The organism is Natronomonas marina (genome assembly GCF_024298905.1).
GTDB classification, from domain to species: Archaea; Halobacteriota; Halobacteria; order Halobacteriales; family Haloarculaceae; genus Natronomonas; species Natronomonas marina.
In genome coordinates this window covers 2,739,530-2,755,586 of record NZ_CP101154.1, presented here as the reverse complement: position 1 = coordinate 2,755,586, position 16,057 = coordinate 2,739,530, and the positions used below count along the sequence as shown (strand labels likewise).

Here is a 16,057-nt window from a genome sequence, read left to right as displayed (position 1 = left end):
CGTACATATGGTGTTCAAGCTGATCCGATCGGTTCTGGGGCTGGAGAGCTCCGATTCCTCCAGCGGGACCGACGTGACGGTCGAACGGGAATCCGGCGAGGCGGCCGCCGCGGGCACCTCGGCGTCGGCGTCGACCGGTTCGGTGACCGACGAATCGGAGGACGGCGACGGCGCTGCCGAGCCGGCCGAGGCCGTCGGCGCCGCCTCGACGGACGAGGATGCCGACGAACCCGACCCCGACGCCGAAACACCGGACGAGGCCGTCGCGGCGGGCACTTCGGCGTCGGCGTCGACCGGCTCGCTGACCGAGGAACCGCCCGAGGAGGAGGCCGCCGCCGAGCCAGCCGAGGCCGCCGGCCCGACCTCGGAGGACACTCCCGACGCTCCGGAGGACGGCGGTGACGGCGCCGTCCCCGTCGAGGAGGTCAGCGGCATCGGACCGGCCTACGCCGAACGGCTCGAGGACGCCGGCATCGAGACGGTCGCCCAGTTGCTCGCGGCCGACCCCGAGGAACTCGCCGACAGCACGGAGCTGTCCGCGAAGCGAATCGGCCGCTGGCAGGACCGCGCCGCGGAGCTGTAGACCGCAAGAGCGTTACCGCTCCGTCGCCTGCCTCCGGCAATGCGAGTCGTTACCGACCGGGCGGCCTTCCGCGAGACGGCCGCGGACGCGCCCCCCGAGGCGCGGGTGCCGGTCGAACTCCGCGTCCGCGTCGCCGACCCCTTCGAGGCGTACCGACGCGCCCGTCGCGGCGACGGCAACGATGTCTTCCTCGAGACGACCGGCGGGCAGTCGGGCTGGGGGTACTTCGCCACCGACGCGGTCGAGCGGGTGACCGTCTCCGCCGACGCCGCCTCCATCGATGGCGGGTCGCCGTCCGTCGACGCCCTGGCGAACGCACTCGACGGAGAGGCGCTTCGCCGCGGCGACTGTGACGTGCCGTACCCCTGCGGACTGTTCGGCTGGCTCTCCTACGACGTCGCTCGGGAACTGGAGTCGTTGCCCGAAACGACCGACGACGACCGGGAACTGCCCCGGCTCCAGCTTGCGAAGTACGACCGCGTCGCCGCCTGGGAGGAGCCGTGGACGGCCGAGGCGACCCTGCGGGTGACGGCGTGTCCGCGGCTCTGCGACCACGCGTCGGTCGACGCCGCCTACGAGTGGGCGGTCGGTCACGCCCGCAACCTCGTGGCCCGGGCGGTGGCGGGCGACCGGTCGGTCGGTCGCGGGGCGACCGCCAGCGGTCGGGCCACCTTCACCGCCGGTACCTCCCGCGAGGTGTTCACCGACCGGGTACGGACCGTCAAGGAGTACGTCCGCGACGGCGACACCTTCCAGGCGAACGTCTCCCAGCGGCTCTCCGCCCCGGCGACGGTCCACCCCGTCGAGGCGTACGCCGCGCTCCGACGGGTGAACCCGGCGCCGTACTCGGCGCTCGTCGAGTTCCCTGGTGTCGACCTCGTGAGCGCGAGTCCCGAACTGCTGCTCGACGTCGAGGGCGACCGCCTGCTGACCGAACCCATCGCCGGGACCCGACCGAGGGGCGAGACGCCCGAGGCGGACGACGATCTCGAGACGGACCTGCTGGCCGACGAGAAGGAGCGGGCCGAACACGCGATGCTCGTCGATCTCGAGCGAAACGACCTCGGCAAGGTCAGCGAGTTCGGCTCCGTCGACGTGCCCGAGTACCGCCGGGTCGACCGCTACTCGGAGGTGATGCACCTGGTCAGCCTCGTCGAGGGCCGGCGCCGCGAGGACTGCTCGGTCGCCGACGCCGTCGCGGCCGTCTTCCCCGGCGGCACCATCACCGGCGCGCCCAAGCCCCGGACGATGGAGATAATCGACGAGGTGGAGACGACACGGCGAGGACCGTACACCGGTTCCGTCGGCGTCTTCGGCTTCGACGACCGGGCGACGCTCAACATCGTCATCCGGACGCTCGTCCGGCACGGGGGGACCTACTACCTGCGGGTCGGCGCCGGCGTCGTCCACGACTCGAATCCCGACGACGAGTTCGAGGAGACGCTCGACAAGGGCCGGGCGCTGGTCACCGCCATCGACGCCGCTCTCGAGGAGCACTCGGCGTTCACCCTGGAGGCAGTCGAGCGATGACCCGCCTGCTCGTCGTCGACAACTACGATTCGTTCGTCTACAACCTCGTCCAGTACGTCGGTACCCACGCCGACGTCGTGGTTCGGCGCAACGACGACATCGACGTCGCCGGGATTCGTGACCTCGACCCCGACGGCATCGTCATCTCGCCCGGTCCCGGAACGCCCGCGGAGGCGGGCGTCTCGATGGCCGTCTTCGAGGAACTCTCCTACCCGACGCTCGGGGTCTGTCTCGGCCACCAGGCGCTGTGTGCCGCCAACGGGGCCGGCGTGGGCCACGCCCCCAGCGTCGTCCACGGGAAGCCCTCGACGGTGACCCACGACGGACGGGGCCTGTTCGAGGGGTTGCCGGCTCGTCTCGAAGTGGGCCGGTACCACTCGCTGGCGGTCGAGCGCGGCGACCTCCCGGCGCCGCTCGTCGAGACGGCCCGGACCGAGGACGAACAGGGCGTCGTGATGGGCGTCCGCCACCGGTCGAAACCCCACGTCGGCGTCCAGTTCCACCCCGAGAGCATCCTCACCGACGCCGGTGAGCGCATGATAGAGAGCTTCTGTGAACGATGCAGTACCACGTAGACGGCGAACTCCTCGACCGGGAGAACGCGACCGTCAGCGTCGACGACCGCGGCTTCCGGTACGGGGACGCCGCCTTCGAGACCTGTCGGGCCTACGGCGGCGAGGTGTTCGCGTGGGACCGCCACCTGCGGCGACTCCGGCGGACCTGCGAGACGCTCGGCATGCCGGGGGCGGTGCCCGACGACCTCGCCGTCCGGGTCGCCGACACGCTTGACGCCAACGGCCTCGCCGACGCGTACGTCCGCGTCTCGGTCAGCCGGGGGGTCCAGCCGGGAAAGCTGACGCCCCAAGAGCGCGTCGACCCGACAGTCGTCGTCTACGTCGATTCGCTTCCGCGCGGCGGCGCCGACGGTGAACCGGTATGGGACGGCCCCGCCGTCGTCCAGTCGGTCACGACCCGGCGCGTGCCCGACGCGGCGCTGCCGGCCGACGCGAAGACCCACAACTACCTCAGCGGCATCCTCGCGCGGCTGGAGTTGCGCCGGGCGGCTAACGAGGACTACCGGCCCGACGAGGCGCTGATGCGGGATGTCGACGGCCACGTCGCCGAGGGGGCGACGAGCAACCTCTTCTTCGTCGACGACGGTGTCCTGAAGACGCCCGCGGAGGGGTCGCTCCTGCCGGGCATCACGCGGGAAATCGTCGTCGAACTCGCCGAGTCCGAGGGGTTCCCGGTCGAGACGGGCCGCTACGCCGTCGACGACGTCCGCGAGGCCGACGAGGCGTTCCTGACGAACACGACATGGGAACTCCGGCCGGTCGAGAGCGTGGACGGCATCGACGTCGGCGGCGGGCCGATGACCTCGCTTCTCGGACGACTCTACGACGAGCGGGTCGAGGAGCGCTGTTACTAGCTGCCGCCGAAGCCGATGCGACCCGATGAGAGGTCGCGGTCGCTCTTCGGGCCGAGTCCCTCGAACTCGTAGTCGTCGTCGGTGAGGTAGACGGCCCCTTCCCGAATCGTCACGTCGACCTCCTCGAGGTACGCCCCCTCGCATGGACCGTGCGTGCACGCGCCGGAGTCCGACTCGAAGGTCGCGCCGTGGCGCGTACAGACGATGTCGCCGTCGCGGAACTCGGCGCCGCTGCCCTTGTCGAGGCGGACGTCGGTCCAGTGCGGACAGTAGTTCCGCCAGGCCGCGACCTCGCCGTCGAGACGGACGAGAAGCACTTCCTTCTCGTCGAACCCCTCGCGGACGGTGAAGAGAAACGTCGAATCGTCGGGCACGTCCTCGACGTCGACGATGCGACTCTCCGATTCCATCACCTGCGGGTAGCGGCCGCCCCGGCTTAGGTCCTTAGGTTTCCGACAGCACTGTCGCGGCGTCGACGTCGGCGTCCGAGCCGCCGACGACCAAGTCGCCGGCTGCTCCGGGGCCGATAGCGATGGCCGCACCGGCGAGTATCGGTGCGACCAGCCCCGCTGCGACGGTTCCGGGATCGGAAAAGGAGGTTCCGGCCGCGACGGCAACCTCGTCGTCGGCGTCGATGGCGTGCTCTTCGACGACGGTTTCGGCGGCGGCGATCACCTCGCCGTGGGTGTAGGTGCGCTCCGCGCTCCGGAGGAGCAGGTCGTCGGGCATCACGAGGTCCGGCGGTGCCGTCGGGTTCTCGCTCCAGACGTCGCGTTCGAAGTACGCCACGTCGGGGTCGGCGTGGCGGTCGCCGTAGACGACCGCCTTCGTCCCGGGACCGACCTCGTCGGCGTCGAGTTCCGACGCGGGGACGACGACTGCTCGCGCGTCGTCGCTCGGCGCCGATGGCGGGTCGAAGCGGACGATGCCGCCCAGCAGTGCGGCGCCGTAGAAGGTCAACACGGGTTCCGGAGTCGGGTCGTCGGCGACCGCGACGTTGGCACCGCTTCTGACGCCGAGATGTCGGAGGAAGTTCCCGACCTTCCAGGCGCTCGTGCAGAACCGCCGGTAGTCGTACTCCCGACCGACGGCCGGCACCCGAAGTGCCGGTGTCCCGGACCGTCGGTCCCGGTCGACGAGGTCACCCAGGACGTCCATGCAGTCGGTAGGAACGCCGGACGTTTATATGCGAGCGAATCGCGTCGCCGACATGGACTCCCAGTCCCGCGTCGCGGCGTTCGTCGAGGACAACGACATCGAGGCACCGGCGGCGTACCGGTTGCTGGACACCGTCTCGGAACTCGGTGAGGTCGCAAAGGAGGTCTGTACCTCCACCGACTACGGCGACGACCCCGGTTCGGTCGACGTTTCGGAGGACGAACTCGGCGACGCGCTGTTCGCGCTCTTGGCGCTGTGTTCGGCGCTGGACGTCGACGCGGAGGCCGCCCTGGAGACATCGCTGGCGAAGTACGAGGAACGTCTCGCCGAGTCGGGGCAGGCCGGCAGCGGCGAGTAGCGAGCAGGCGGAACGCCGGTTCGGTCGGATGGCAGTCGACGGCCCACGTTCCGCGCTCCCGCCTCGGCGGGCCGCCGTCGGTTCGTCAGATCACGGGCCGTCTGGCCGCCCGTTCGGTTATAAACGTTCGCAGGGGTGCGCGCAGTGCCGTGTGGCGCGCTTCAGCCGAAGTTCTCCGTCTTCGCGGCGTCGGGGTCGCCGCCGGCGGCCTCGATTGCAGTCTCGGCGTCATCGAGGAAGTCGGCGAAGCCGTAGACGAAGACCTGTTCGGCCTCGGCGCCCGACAGGGCGGCCCCGACGGCGTCGGTCAGGGGTTCGGTCTCGTTCAGGAGGAACACGTCCGCGCCGGCGGCGGCGATGTCCGCCAGGCGGTCCTCGTGGATCGGCGCGTCGTCGCGGTAGACGACGGCAGCCTCGTTACCGTCCTCGAGGGCGCGCTCGGCGATGGCGACGGCGGGGCCGATGCCGGGCCCGCCGGCGACGACGACCACGCGGGACTCGCCCTCGTAGTAGTTGCTGCCGAACGGGCCGCTGAAGGTGACGGCGTCGCCGGGCTTGAGCTCCCGGAGGTAGTCGCTGAACGCCCCGGCCTGGTCGGGGTCGAAGCCGACGGTGAACTCGAAGGTGCCGACGGTGGTCGGAGAGGAGATGGTGTAAAAGCGGCTCTCGGTCTCGCCGTCGACGGTGGCGGTAATCTTGACGAACTGACCCGGTTCGGCCTCGAAGCCGCCGGGGGTCTCGAGGTCGAAGGCGAGCGCGTCCTCGCCGGCCTCTCGGACCGCGGCGACGGTCGTCTCGGTCGCGTCCATACCCGGAGGTACGGGCTCTACGGCAAGGCGCTTTCGAAGCCGTGTCGTCGACAGGTGGAAAAATCCCGGCCGCTACCGGCGAACGAAAACCGCGAGTTCGGCGGGCCGACGCCGGGCAAACCGCTGACGGGTGGCAACATTCAGAAGGCTTAACGTCCGTCGTGCTGAATTCGGACCTAGTATGCCAGAGGACCTCAACTGGGCCATCGGCGGGGAGGCCGGCGATGGGATCAACTCCACCGGCAAGATATTCGCCCAGGCGCTCTCGCGGGCGGGGCGACACGTTTTTACGTCGAAGGACTTCGCCTCGCGCATCCGGGGCGGGTACACCGCCTACAAGGTGCGGTCGTCGGTCGACCGCGTCGAGAGCGTCGTCGACAGACTGGACATCCTGATCGCGCTGACCCAGCGGACCGTCGACGAAAACATGGACGAACTCCACGACGGCTCGGTCATCATCTACGACGGCGAGCGGACGATGATGGAGGACTTCGAGGCCCCCGGCGAGATGACGGGCCTGGACGTCCCGCTGAAGCGCCTCGCGGAGGACGCCGGCGGCGCCATCATGCGCAACATCGTCGCCCTGGGAGCGGCGTGTGAGGTGACCGGCTTCGACATCGAGTACCTCGATGAGTCCCTCGAGAAGCGCTTCGGCAACAAGGGCCAGGCCATCGTCGACAACAACCGGGAGGCGGCCCGCCTCGGCGCCGAGTACGTCCGCGAGGAGATAGACACGACGACCGACTACGACATCGATACGACCGACAACGACTACGTCCTGCTGAACGGCGACGAGGCCATCGGCATGGGCGCCCTCGCCGCCGGCTGTCGGTTCTACGCCGGCTACCCCATCACGCCCGCGACGGACGTGATGGAGTACCTGAAGGGCCGCATCGAGAACTACGGCGGTATCGTCGTCCAGGCTGAGGACGAACTGTCGGCCATCAACATGGCGCTCGGTGCCGCGCGCGCCGGCGCGCGCTCGATGACGGCCACCTCCGGTCCCGGTATCGACCTGATGACCGAGACGTTCGGGCTGGTGGCCACGTCGGAGACGCCGCTCGTCATCTGTAACGTGATGCGCTCGGGGCCCTCGACGGGGATGCCGACCAAACAGGAGCAGGGCGACCTCAACGCGATGCTGTACGGCGGCCACGGCGAGGTGCCGCGGTTCGTCGTCGCGCCGACGACCGTCGCCGAGTGCTTCCACAAGACCGTCGAGGCGTTCAACCTCGCCGAGAAGTACCAGCTCCCGGTCTATCTGACCGCGGACCTGGCGCTCGCGGTCACCGAGCAGACCTTCGAACCCGAGGAGTTCGACATGGAAGCCGTCGAAGTCGACCGCGGGAAGGTCGTCGACGAGGACAGCGTCGAGGAGTGGACCAACGACCAGGGGCAGTTCAAGCCCCACGCCGTCACCGACGACGGCGTCAGCCCGCGGGCCTTCCCCGGGACCACCGACGGCGCCCACATGTCCACCGGTCTCGAGCACGACGAACTCGGGCGCCGGACCGAGGACACCGACATGCGCGTCCAGCAGGTCGACAAGCGCGACCGGAAGGTCGAGACCGCAATCGAGCGGGAGGACTGGAGTTACCGCGAGTTCGGCGACCCCGACGCCGACACGCTCGTCGTCTCGTGGGGGTCCAACGAGGGCGCCATGCAGGAGGCGATGGACTTCCTCGACGAGGACGGCATCGACGTCCGGTTCATCTCGGTACCGTACATCTTCCCGCGGCCCGACCTCACCGAGGAGATCGAGGCCGCCGACGACGTCATCGTCGTCGAGTGTAACGCGACCGGCCAGTTCGCCGACCTGATCGAACACGACGCGCTGACCCGGGTCGAGCGAATCAACAAGTACGACGGCGTCCGGTTCAAGGCGGACGAACTCGCCGAAGAGGTCGAGGCAGCCCTCGGCGAACCCGACGAGGCGGACGCGGAGGTGGAGGCATAACGATGAGTTCCGAGATCCGATTCACTGACTTCAAATCCGACAAGCAACCGACGTGGTGTCCCGGCTGCGGCGACTTCGGGACGATGAACGGCATGATGAAGGCGCTGGCCAACACCGGCAACGACCCCGACAACACGTTCGTGGTCGCCGGCATCGGCTGTTCCGGCAAGATCGGGACCTATATGCACAGCTACGCGCTGCACGGCGTCCACGGTCGCGCGCTGCCGGTCGGCACCGGCGTCAAGATCGCCAACCCCGAACTCGAGGTCATGGTCGCCGGCGGCGACGGCGACGGCTACTCCATCGGGGCCGGCCACTTCGTCCACGCCGTCCGCCGGAACGTCGACATGACCTACGTCGTGATGGACAACCGCATCTACGGGCTCACCAAGGGCCAGTTCTCGCCCACCTCGCGGGAGGACTTCGAGACCTCGACCTCGCCCGACGGCACGAACCAACAGCCCGTCAATCCGCTCGCCCTGGCGCTCGCCGCGGGCGGCACCTTCATCGCCCAGTCGTTCTCGTCGGACTCCCAGCGCCACACCGAAATCGTCCAGGAGGCCATCGAGCACGACGGCTTCGGCTTCGTCAACGTCTACTCGCCGTGCGTGACGTTCAACGACGTCGACACCTACGACTACTTCCGGGACGCCATCGTCGACGTCGGCGACGAGGAGTTCGACCACGACCGCGGCGACTACGACGCCGCCAAGGACCTCATCATGGACCGCGACAAGGAGTACCAGGGCGTCATCTACCAGGACGAGAGCTCGGTCGGCTACGAGAAGCGCGAGGGCGTCGAGGCACCGATGACCGACATCCCCGACGGCGCCCCCGAGGACGCGATGGACCTGGTGCGGGAGTTCTACTGAAACTCCGCTTTTTGCCCTTTCGGCGTCGTTGCATATCTCGGTCGGTGACACGTCCCAGCGACCGTGCTGAATACAAGGCGCGAATCTTGTACGTGGAATTGCGCTAGGAACCGTCGGTAACGCGAGCCGCGTCTATGATAGATTGAGTCGCCTTCATCGGTCCCGGCATGCGAGAATTGAGTGCTCAGTTTATCTATAGCGGGCGCGTATACTTCTACGAGGGAAATACTATGAACAAAAACGTCGGCGGCATGGACCGCCTCGCTCGCCTCGTTATCGGTCCCATCCTAGTTCTGGCTGGGATCGCTGGCTACGCGGGCTTACTTGTCCTCGCAGTCGGTCCGTTACCCCAAGCACTTACCTCAGTACTCGTGTTGCTCGTTGGGATGATACTGCTGGTCACCGGCCTCATCCAGAAGTGTCCACTCAACCGAATCCTCGGATTCAACACGTACCGCCAGAAGGGGTCCCGCGAATCAGAAGAGCCGACTTTGACCGACCCGAAGTAATCGTTTCCCTTCCTTGGGCGGCGATACCGGCCAGCCGAAAGGGCTGATCGATTCACGCTCTGAAGTCGCATGCTGTTTCTGACAGAAAGCGGGTAGTTCGTTTGGCCGCTGCTGAACCTATAGCGCGAGTCGGTCGCGCAGTTCAAACGATTCCAGCGAACCAGAGAACCGTATAGGTCAACGCCAGAATAGACAGGACGATGCCGACGATACCGAGGAGACGCCCTTGCCGTTCGCTCATACCTATCTTTGGAACTGGTACGTAATCATTCTACTGCCGACACAGTCACCCTGCTGCATACACGCTCTATATTCAGCACGGCAAGCGTATCAAATATTTGCCATCACAGTTGAAATATAAGGTTATCATCATTTTGAAATGGTGGGGTAGGGCCAACTTTGATGTGTACACAAACTCATACACAAACACGGATGGCCTCGAAAAATATCGGTATCAAGGAGGACGTTTACGAGCGGCTGAAAGCACACAAACGCGGTGACGAGAGCTTCAGTGAGACGCTTGACCGTCTCCTCCACGAACTCGATTCCGATTGGCGGACGAACGCCGGATTTCTCTCTCAGCAAGCGGCTGCCGACCTCGAAGCAGAGGTCGAGCGAGGCTTCGAGGACCTCGATGACGCGTTCGATGAACGCGGCGACGGAATCGACGAGCGGCTTTCAGGGGAATCGTGAAGCTCGTAGACGCGTCGTTTCTCATCGACTACGCCCGAGGTGACGACGCCGCAATCGCGTATTTAGCCGCCCACGACGAGGAAGAGATCGGTGCATCGACCATCGTCCTCTCCGAGCTCTATCGCGGGTTGATGATCACCCAGGATATGCCACGAGAGGAGGCGATGTCGAAGTACGAATGGGTGGAGCCGGTGCCGTTCACGAACGAAACGGCTGCAGAAGCCGCCGAGATCTACGTCGGGCTCCGTGCCGACGGCGAAATGATCAACAAAAGCGACATCTACGTAGCTGGAACTGCTCGCTCGCTCGGTGTGTCCCTCGTCGTGAACGACAACCATTTTGCTGCTATCGAGGACCTGGAAGTCGAGACGTACCGGGAATAGCCTTCTCTTGGTAACATCTGACCCTGTCGAACCCCTCGGTTGCTGATAGTTCTCAGAGGTGTGCTACAGGGAGATGCATCCTATCGTTTGGTTGCTCTAGCTACCCCGGTTTGGAATCGACGGTGACCGACTGCTTCACCCCCGTCTCTATCAGCACGCGACTCTTGATAGCACCAAGAGATTTCGAAAGGTCACTTCCTCGCGCCACCCTGTGGTCGCGCTGCGGGGGGTCACGTTTTCGGTAGACCGCTCGCTCCGTTCGCTCGCGGATGCTCGTTCTCCTCTCGACTCGCTACGCGACCAGTCCGGTGAGGTCTTCGACCCGTGCCTCCGTTTCAGCGACCAGTTCCTCGACGGCCAGGTCGTCGCCATCGCAGCCGGGCGAGAAGCGCCGGTTTCAGTGCTCGACGAACTCCACGAGAACGCCGCCGGTCGATTCGGGGTGGAGGAAGGCGACGTCGTGGCCCCACGCGCCCGGTCGCGGCTCTTCGTCTATCAACTCGACGCCGACGGACTCGGCGTTCTCCAGGGCGGCCTCGATGTCGTCGGTCTCGAGTGCGACGTGGTGCAGGCCCGGCCCGTGGTTCTCGAGGTACCGCGAGATGGTGCCCTCCTCGCGGGGTTCGAGCAACTCGAAGTAGCCGTTATCGAGTTCGAGAAACAGTACCTGGAGGTCTCCGAACCGTTCCTCGTGGGCGATTTCACAGCCGAACAGGTCCTCGTAGCGGAAGGCCAGGCTCTCGGCGTTCTCGGTGGCGACGCCGGCGTGGTCGAAGCGCATGGTGGGTGGTCGACGGCCGACGAGAAAAGCCCGACGTTCTACCGGGGTTCGCTCACACCCCGGCTCGGTACTCGCCGAAGACGTCCCGCATGGCGTCGCATATCTCGCCGGTCGTCGCGTAGGCCTTCACCGCGTCGACGATGTACGGCATCACGTTCTCCTCGCCGCGGGCAGCCTCCCGGAGCGCCTCGAGGGCGGCGTCGACGGCCTCGCCGTCCCGCTCCTCGCGGAGTTGCTGGACGCGCTCGCGCTGGCGGCGCTGCTCTTCCTCGCTTACCTCCTCGATGTCCTCCTTGGGGTCCTCGTCGACGGTGTACTCGTTGACGCCGACGATGACGCGCTCGCCGGTCTCTATCTCGCGCTGGCGCTCGAAGGCGACGTTCTGGATCTGGTCCTGGACCCACCCGCGCTCGATGGCCTTCCGCATCCCGCCGCGGTCGTCGACCTCATCGAGGATGTCGAAGGCCTCGCTCTCGAGTTCGTCGGTCAGCGCCTCGACGTAGTACGACCCCGCCAGCGGGTCGATGGTGTCGGCGGCGCCGGACTCGTGTGCGAGGATCTGCTGGGTGCGGAGCGCGGTCCGGACGGACTTCTCGGTCGGGAGGCTGAGCGCCTCGTCCTTGCCGTTGGTGTGGAGGCTCTGGGTGCCGCCCAGCACTGCTGCGAGCGCCTGATACGCGACGCGGACGACGTTGTTCTCGACCTGCTGGGCGGTCAGCGTCGAGCCGGCGGTCTGGGTGTGGAACTTCAACTGCTTGGACCCGGGTTTCTCGGCGTCGAAGCGCTCCTCCATGATTCTGTACCACATCCGGCGGGCGGCGCGGAACTTCGCCACCTCCTCGAGGATGTTGTTGTGGGCGTTGAAGAAGAAGGATAGCTGCGGGGCGAACTCGTCGACGTCCTGGCCGGCCTCGATTGCGGCCTCGACGTACTCGATGCCGTCGCCGAGGGTGAAGGCGAGTTCCTGGGCGGCGGTGGCGCCGGCCTCGCGGACGTGGTACCCCGAGATGGAGATGGTGTTGAAGTTCGGCACCTCGGCGGCGCAGAACTCGAAGATGTCGGTGATGATCCGCATCGAGGGCTCGGGCGGGTAGATGTAGGTGTTGCGGGCGATGTACTCCTTGAGGATGTCGTTCTGGATCGTGCCGCGGAGCTGTTCGCGGTCGACGCCCTGCCGGTCGCCGACGGCGATGTACATTGCAAGCAGGACCGAGGCGGGCGCGTTGATGGTCATCGAGGTCGACACCTCGTCCAGCGGGATGCCGTCGAAGACCGTCTCGAAGTCCTCCAGGGAGTCGATAGCGACGCCGGCCTTCCCGACCTCGCCCTCGGCCATCGCCGAATCGGAGTCGTAGCCCATCTGGGTCGGGAGGTCGAAGGCCATCGAGAGACCGGTCTGGCCCTCGTCCATCAGGTAGTTGAACCGCTCGTTGGTCTCGCTCGCGGTGCCCATGCCGGCGTACTGTCGCATCGTCCACAGGCGGCCGCGGTACATCGTCGAGTAGACGCCGCGGGTGTAGGGCGACTCGCCAGGGAAGCCGACGTCGTCGTCGTAGTCGAGGTCTGCCACGTCGGCGGGCGTGTAGAGGGGATCGACCTCCTGGCCGCCGGTGTCGGTCGTGAACTGCTCGGTTCGTTCTCCGAAGCGCTCGACGGTCGGACCGTAGGTCTCCGCTTCCCACCGGTCGTGTCCCTCCCGAATCGCCTCGAGATCGTCCGGATCGAACATTATCGAAGAAGGGGACGGACGAGGCTTAAGCGTTGGCTGGTGTGGGGCGGCCGAACGTCGCCGTTCGATCCGGGAAATCGGTCGAAAGAACTGCGGATGTCGATCCGTGCCGGACCCGACCCCACCGTCTCAGAACAGGTGGTCCGGAATCACGACGTTGAGCAACGAGAGCGCCATCAGGAGCAGGAACACGTAGACCAACAAAACGATGACGTTGCGCTTGTGGGCTCCGGGCGCTATCCCCGGAAGAAGCGCCGCCCAGTTGCCGTTTCTTTCCTTCATCACTGATCGCTCCCGGCTATCTCCCGGTCATCCCTATCCGCTATCGTCACTCTCCGAGTCGGCCCCGGTCGGCGTCGATGCCGGCTCCGAGGGCGGCGTCGGGGTATCGTCCGGTGTCTGAGTCGGGGTATCGTTCGGTGTCCGGGTCGGGGTATCGTTCGGTGTCCGGGTCGGGGTATCGTTCGGTGTCTGAGTCGGGGTATCGTTCGGTGTCCGGGTCGGCGTTTCGTCCGGCGTCGGGGTCGCTCGGCGGTTCGGCGGTGTCGGCGTCGGTGTTTCGCCCGGCATCGATGTCGGCGTCGGTGTTGCTCGCCGATCCGACCCATCGTCGGGCGGACCGCGAGGTCTGTCGTCCGGTGGGCCGCGGGGTCCGTCGTCCGGTGGGCCGCGAGGTCCGTCGTCGGGCGGGCCGGTCGGAAGTTCCGGCGTGTCCGTCGGCGTCGGTGTCGGCTCGATCCCTTCGATGGTGACGGTGGCACTCTCCTGGTCGCTGAGCACCGCGAAGCTGTACCCGCCCCCGAGGCTCAGGCCGAACACGAGCAGTCCCAGCAGGACGGCCCACCGTGCCTCAGTCATCCCGACCACCTCCGCCGGCGAACGGCAGTCGCCGGTAGACGAACCTGACCGGTTCGACGATCACGTACCCGATCGCATAGAGGATCGCGTGCAGCGGATACAACAGCGGGTTCCTCGCCAGCGGCCACGTCGTTTCCTCGGCTGCCTGCTCCCTGGCGTCGGCTGCCTGCTCTCCGGCGTCGGCTGCTTGCTCCACCTCGACGACGGCGGGTTCGAGGTCCTCGAAGTTCGGGTTCGAGGGTTCGCCCCCGGGGCGTTCCGGTTCTGCTGTCGTCGGCCGGTCCGGTTCCACCGCGGTCCTCGGTATTCCCGGCCCGTCGACGGCCTCGATGCCGCCGTCGACGAGCGGTTCGGTCCTCGTTTCGGGCGGTCCAGCGACCGTCCCGCCGTGGGACGGCTCGGTGACCGTCTCTGCCGGCTCCTCGACCGAGTCCGACCCGCCGAAGAGGTACAGACCGCCGATCATGACGAGCGCCGCGGCCACCGTCGAGGCGGCCGTGAACGACCACACCTCCCGCGTCGTGTAGGCCACCCAGACCGCGTAGCCGGTGAACACGACGAGGAGGATCACCGAGAACCGGAGGTCCTTCGGCGTCAGCACGATCCCCGCCTCGTCCTCGTCCGCCTCGGGGGTCGCCGCGGGCACCTCGCCCTCGACCCCGTCGTCGGGACCGGTCGCCTTCGAGGGGGCGTCTCCCCGCTCGTCGTTGTGGGTCGTTCCCGCCGCACTCCCCGCGGGTTCCGGCTCCTCGTCCCCGCGGGTCGACCGAATCAGGTCGTACGCTTCCGAGAGCACCAGGAGTATCAGCGGGGTGACGACGAGCGCGACGAACCCGAGTCGGGTCCCGGCGAACCCGATGACGTACCCGATGTACGGGAGGACGAACAGGTGGCCGTCGACGGTCGGCACTCGCCCTCTGACCTGATCGGGCTGGACGAGCGCCGGATCGGGGTCCTCGTTGGCGTCCCCGGCCGTCCGGAACGCCGGCCCCGCCTCGGTTTCGACCACCTCGATGACGCGGTGGGTCGTCGGCCGGCTCTCGCCGTCGCGGGCGAACGTTATCACGTCGCCCGCCGATATCGACTCGGCGGGCACCGACTCGACGACGATGACGTCGCCCGGGCTGAACGCCGGCTCCATGCTGCCCGAGAGGACGACGTAGCTCTGGTCGGCCCCGACGGTCTGTGGAACCGCATAGACGACGAACGGGAGTACGAGGACGATCAGTGCGATCGTCGCCGTGATCGAAAGCAGATCCCGCTTGGACAGCGACGAGCCTCCCCCGTCGCTTTCCTCTCCGTATTCGGTATTGTCCGTACTCATGATGAACACCCCTTCGCCTCCGGTGAGCCGACGTCGTCGTCCACCTCGTATTTCAGGCCACACACCCCGGGACACGGGTCGGGGTTCGACCGGTCGGTGTTTCCGAACCCGCTACCCTGCTGTTGATACACGGTTCCGCCCTCCGCCGTGGTGAACACCCCCGCCGCTCCGGGGTCGCCGAAGACTCGGATTTCGGTGCCGTACTTCAGCACGACCGCGCCGAGCGACTCCGGCGCGTCGGTCAAAACGAGGGTGTCACCGTCGACGGTAAACGCCAGGTCGTCGTCGGTCAGCCCCGTGTCGGCCGTCGCACAGAAGCCGATCCAGCTGATGTCCTTGCCGGAGGGGGGACTCCCGCACTCGTCGGGCCCCAGCGTCTCCGATTCGGCGAACGGCGACGCTCCCGGTGCGCTGCCGTAGCGACACTGTTCGGCGTAGAACTCCAGTTCGAGATCGAGGTCCGAACTGGGGGCAGACGGCGTCTGGATGACGAGCGTCCGCGTCTCGCCCGGGCGGAGACAGTCGTTTTCGTCGGTCCCACACGAGAGGAGGAATCCCTCGCGGAACGTCTCGCTCGTGAACACGTCGAAGGCGGTTCCCTGGTCTATCAGGGTCCAGTCGTTCCCGCAGACCCGGTACACCTCGACGTACGTCGTGGCGGCCACGACGGGGTCCGGACACGTCTTTGTCCGCACCCAGACGTGAGACGGGTTGTTGTTCACGTCGTCGGGCAGACTGACCCGCAGCTCCGCCATCCCGGGGTTCGGCGACCCGACGGTCACCTCTATGTCGACGACGCCGGCGACGCTCTTCGACGCCGAGACGTCGTTGTCCTCGAAGGTCTCGGTGTCCGAGAACAGCGCCGCGCTGCCGCTGCCGGCCACCGCACCGGTCCCGCCGGTTACGGCGAGTCCGGCGAGTAACTGACGGCGACTGATACTATAATCCGGCATTGACACCCCCCCGTAAGCCGTCCGGTCTCCCCCTCGTTCCTGACGGGTGTGACGTACTCCGCTGTAGGGGCGATGACCTAATATAGGTACCTATCATCCCGCTGTCATTCACCGACGAAATTAACGCCGGG

The 16,057-nt window shown here is 67.0% G+C and carries 19 protein-coding genes; 10 read left to right on the top strand and 9 right to left on the bottom strand.

Features of this window, described 5'->3' with window-relative positions:
• Nucleotides 1-7 precede the first annotated feature (7 nt).
• From NLF94_RS20855 to NLF94_RS14705, 4 genes are read left to right on the top strand one after another with little or no spacing between them, the layout of a single operon-like run.
• On the top strand, nt 8-583 hold the full coding sequence (locus NLF94_RS20855) for a helix-hairpin-helix domain-containing protein (protein ID WP_286670322.1): 576 nt from the start codon (nt 8-10) through the stop codon (nt 581-583).
• Nucleotides 584-622: 39 nt separating this feature from the next.
• A complete protein-coding gene (locus NLF94_RS14715) occupies nt 623-2,113 on the top strand; it encodes an anthranilate synthase component I family protein (RefSeq protein ID WP_254838383.1) in 1,491 nt (496 codons plus the stop codon).
• On the top strand, nt 2,110-2,688 hold the full coding sequence (locus NLF94_RS14710) for an anthranilate synthase component II (protein WP_254838382.1): 579 nt from the start codon (nt 2,110-2,112) through the stop codon (nt 2,686-2,688). The genes NLF94_RS14715 and NLF94_RS14710 overlap by 4 nt, the downstream gene beginning before the upstream one ends.
• Nucleotides 2,673-3,542 (top strand): aminotransferase class IV, encoded by an 870-nt coding sequence (locus NLF94_RS14705; protein WP_254838381.1) that lies wholly within the window; start codon nt 2,673-2,675, stop codon nt 3,540-3,542. The genes NLF94_RS14710 and NLF94_RS14705 overlap by 16 nt, the downstream gene beginning before the upstream one ends.
• Here NLF94_RS14705 and NLF94_RS14700 read toward each other — a convergent pair.
• Both NLF94_RS14700 and NLF94_RS14695 read right to left on the bottom strand, forming a co-directional pair.
• Nucleotides 3,539-3,952, bottom strand: a complete 414-nt coding sequence (locus NLF94_RS14700) for a Rieske (2Fe-2S) protein (protein ID WP_254838380.1) — start codon at nt 3,950-3,952, stop codon at nt 3,539-3,541. The two genes, NLF94_RS14705 and NLF94_RS14700, sit on opposite strands and share 4 nt — an antisense overlap.
• Before the next feature lie 34 nt (nt 3,953-3,986).
• Nucleotides 3,987-4,700, bottom strand: a complete 714-nt coding sequence (locus tag NLF94_RS14695; RefSeq protein WP_254838379.1) for a class I adenylate-forming enzyme family protein — start codon at nt 4,698-4,700, stop codon at nt 3,987-3,989.
• 52 nt (nt 4,701-4,752) lie between these two features.
• Between NLF94_RS14695 and NLF94_RS14690 the strand changes: the two genes are divergently transcribed.
• Nucleotides 4,753-5,058, top strand: a complete 306-nt coding sequence (locus NLF94_RS14690; protein ID WP_254838378.1) for a MazG nucleotide pyrophosphohydrolase domain-containing protein — start codon at nt 4,753-4,755, stop codon at nt 5,056-5,058.
• Nucleotides 5,059-5,219: 161 nt separating this feature from the next.
• On the opposite strand, the gene NLF94_RS14685 is transcribed toward NLF94_RS14690, so the two are convergent.
• Entirely contained in the window at nt 5,220-5,867 is a 648-nt protein-coding gene (locus tag NLF94_RS14685) for an FAD-dependent oxidoreductase (RefSeq protein WP_254838377.1), read from the bottom strand.
• 181 nt (nt 5,868-6,048) lie between these two features.
• Here NLF94_RS14685 and NLF94_RS14680 point away from each other — a divergent pair, with 181 nt between their 5' ends.
• The 5 genes from NLF94_RS14680 (at nt 6,049) to NLF94_RS14660 (ending at nt 10,281) form a co-directional block, all read left to right on the top strand.
• Complete coding sequence (locus tag NLF94_RS14680) at nt 6,049-7,824, top strand: 2-oxoacid:acceptor oxidoreductase subunit alpha (RefSeq protein WP_254838376.1); 1,776 nt, start codon at nt 6,049-6,051, stop codon at nt 7,822-7,824.
• Nucleotides 7,825-7,826: 2 nt separating this feature from the next.
• The gene (locus tag NLF94_RS14675) at nt 7,827-8,696 is read left to right on the top strand and encodes a 2-oxoacid:ferredoxin oxidoreductase subunit beta (RefSeq protein WP_254838375.1); all 870 of its coding nucleotides are present in this window, start codon (nt 7,827-7,829) and stop codon (nt 8,694-8,696) included.
• Between the two features lie 230 nt (nt 8,697-8,926).
• Entirely contained in the window at nt 8,927-9,205 is a 279-nt protein-coding gene (locus NLF94_RS14670; RefSeq protein ID WP_254838374.1) for a YgaP family membrane protein, read from the top strand.
• Nucleotides 9,206-9,637: 432 nt separating this feature from the next.
• A complete protein-coding gene (locus NLF94_RS14665; RefSeq protein WP_254838373.1) occupies nt 9,638-9,898 on the top strand; it encodes an antitoxin VapB family protein in 261 nt (86 codons plus the stop codon).
• A complete protein-coding gene (locus NLF94_RS14660; RefSeq protein ID WP_254838372.1) occupies nt 9,895-10,281 on the top strand; it encodes a PIN domain-containing protein in 387 nt (128 codons plus the stop codon). Before NLF94_RS14665 ends, NLF94_RS14660 begins: the two co-directional genes overlap by 4 nt.
• Nucleotides 10,282-10,678: 397 nt before the next feature.
• On the opposite strand, the gene mce is transcribed toward NLF94_RS14660, so the two are convergent.
• The 6 genes from mce to NLF94_RS14630 all read right to left on the bottom strand — a co-directional run bounded on the left by mce (nt 10,679) and on the right by NLF94_RS14630 (nt 15,926).
• Nucleotides 10,679-11,062: a methylmalonyl-CoA epimerase gene (mce, locus tag NLF94_RS14655; RefSeq protein ID WP_254838371.1), complete on the bottom strand. Its 384-nt coding sequence runs from the start codon at nt 11,060-11,062 to the stop codon at nt 10,679-10,681.
• Nucleotides 11,063-11,114: 52 nt separating this feature from the next.
• Nucleotides 11,115-12,791, bottom strand: coding sequence for an acyl-CoA mutase large subunit family protein (locus NLF94_RS14650; protein WP_254838370.1), 1,677 nt, complete (start codon nt 12,789-12,791; stop codon nt 11,115-11,117).
• Between the two features lie 129 nt (nt 12,792-12,920).
• Nucleotides 12,921-13,073 (bottom strand): hypothetical protein, encoded by a 153-nt coding sequence (locus tag NLF94_RS14645; protein ID WP_254838369.1) that lies wholly within the window; start codon nt 13,071-13,073, stop codon nt 12,921-12,923.
• Between the two features lie 33 nt (nt 13,074-13,106).
• On the bottom strand, nt 13,107-13,649 hold the full coding sequence (locus NLF94_RS14640) for a hypothetical protein (protein ID WP_254838368.1): 543 nt from the start codon (nt 13,647-13,649) through the stop codon (nt 13,107-13,109).
• Nucleotides 13,642-14,973 (bottom strand): signal peptidase I, encoded by a 1,332-nt coding sequence (locus NLF94_RS14635; protein WP_254838367.1) that lies wholly within the window; start codon nt 14,971-14,973, stop codon nt 13,642-13,644. Before NLF94_RS14635 ends, NLF94_RS14640 begins: the two co-directional genes overlap by 8 nt.
• Nucleotides 14,970-15,926, bottom strand: a complete 957-nt coding sequence (locus tag NLF94_RS14630; RefSeq protein WP_254838366.1) for a SipW-dependent-type signal peptide-containing protein — start codon at nt 15,924-15,926, stop codon at nt 14,970-14,972. Before NLF94_RS14630 ends, NLF94_RS14635 begins: the two co-directional genes overlap by 4 nt.
• Nucleotides 15,927-16,057: the final 131 nt, after the last annotated feature.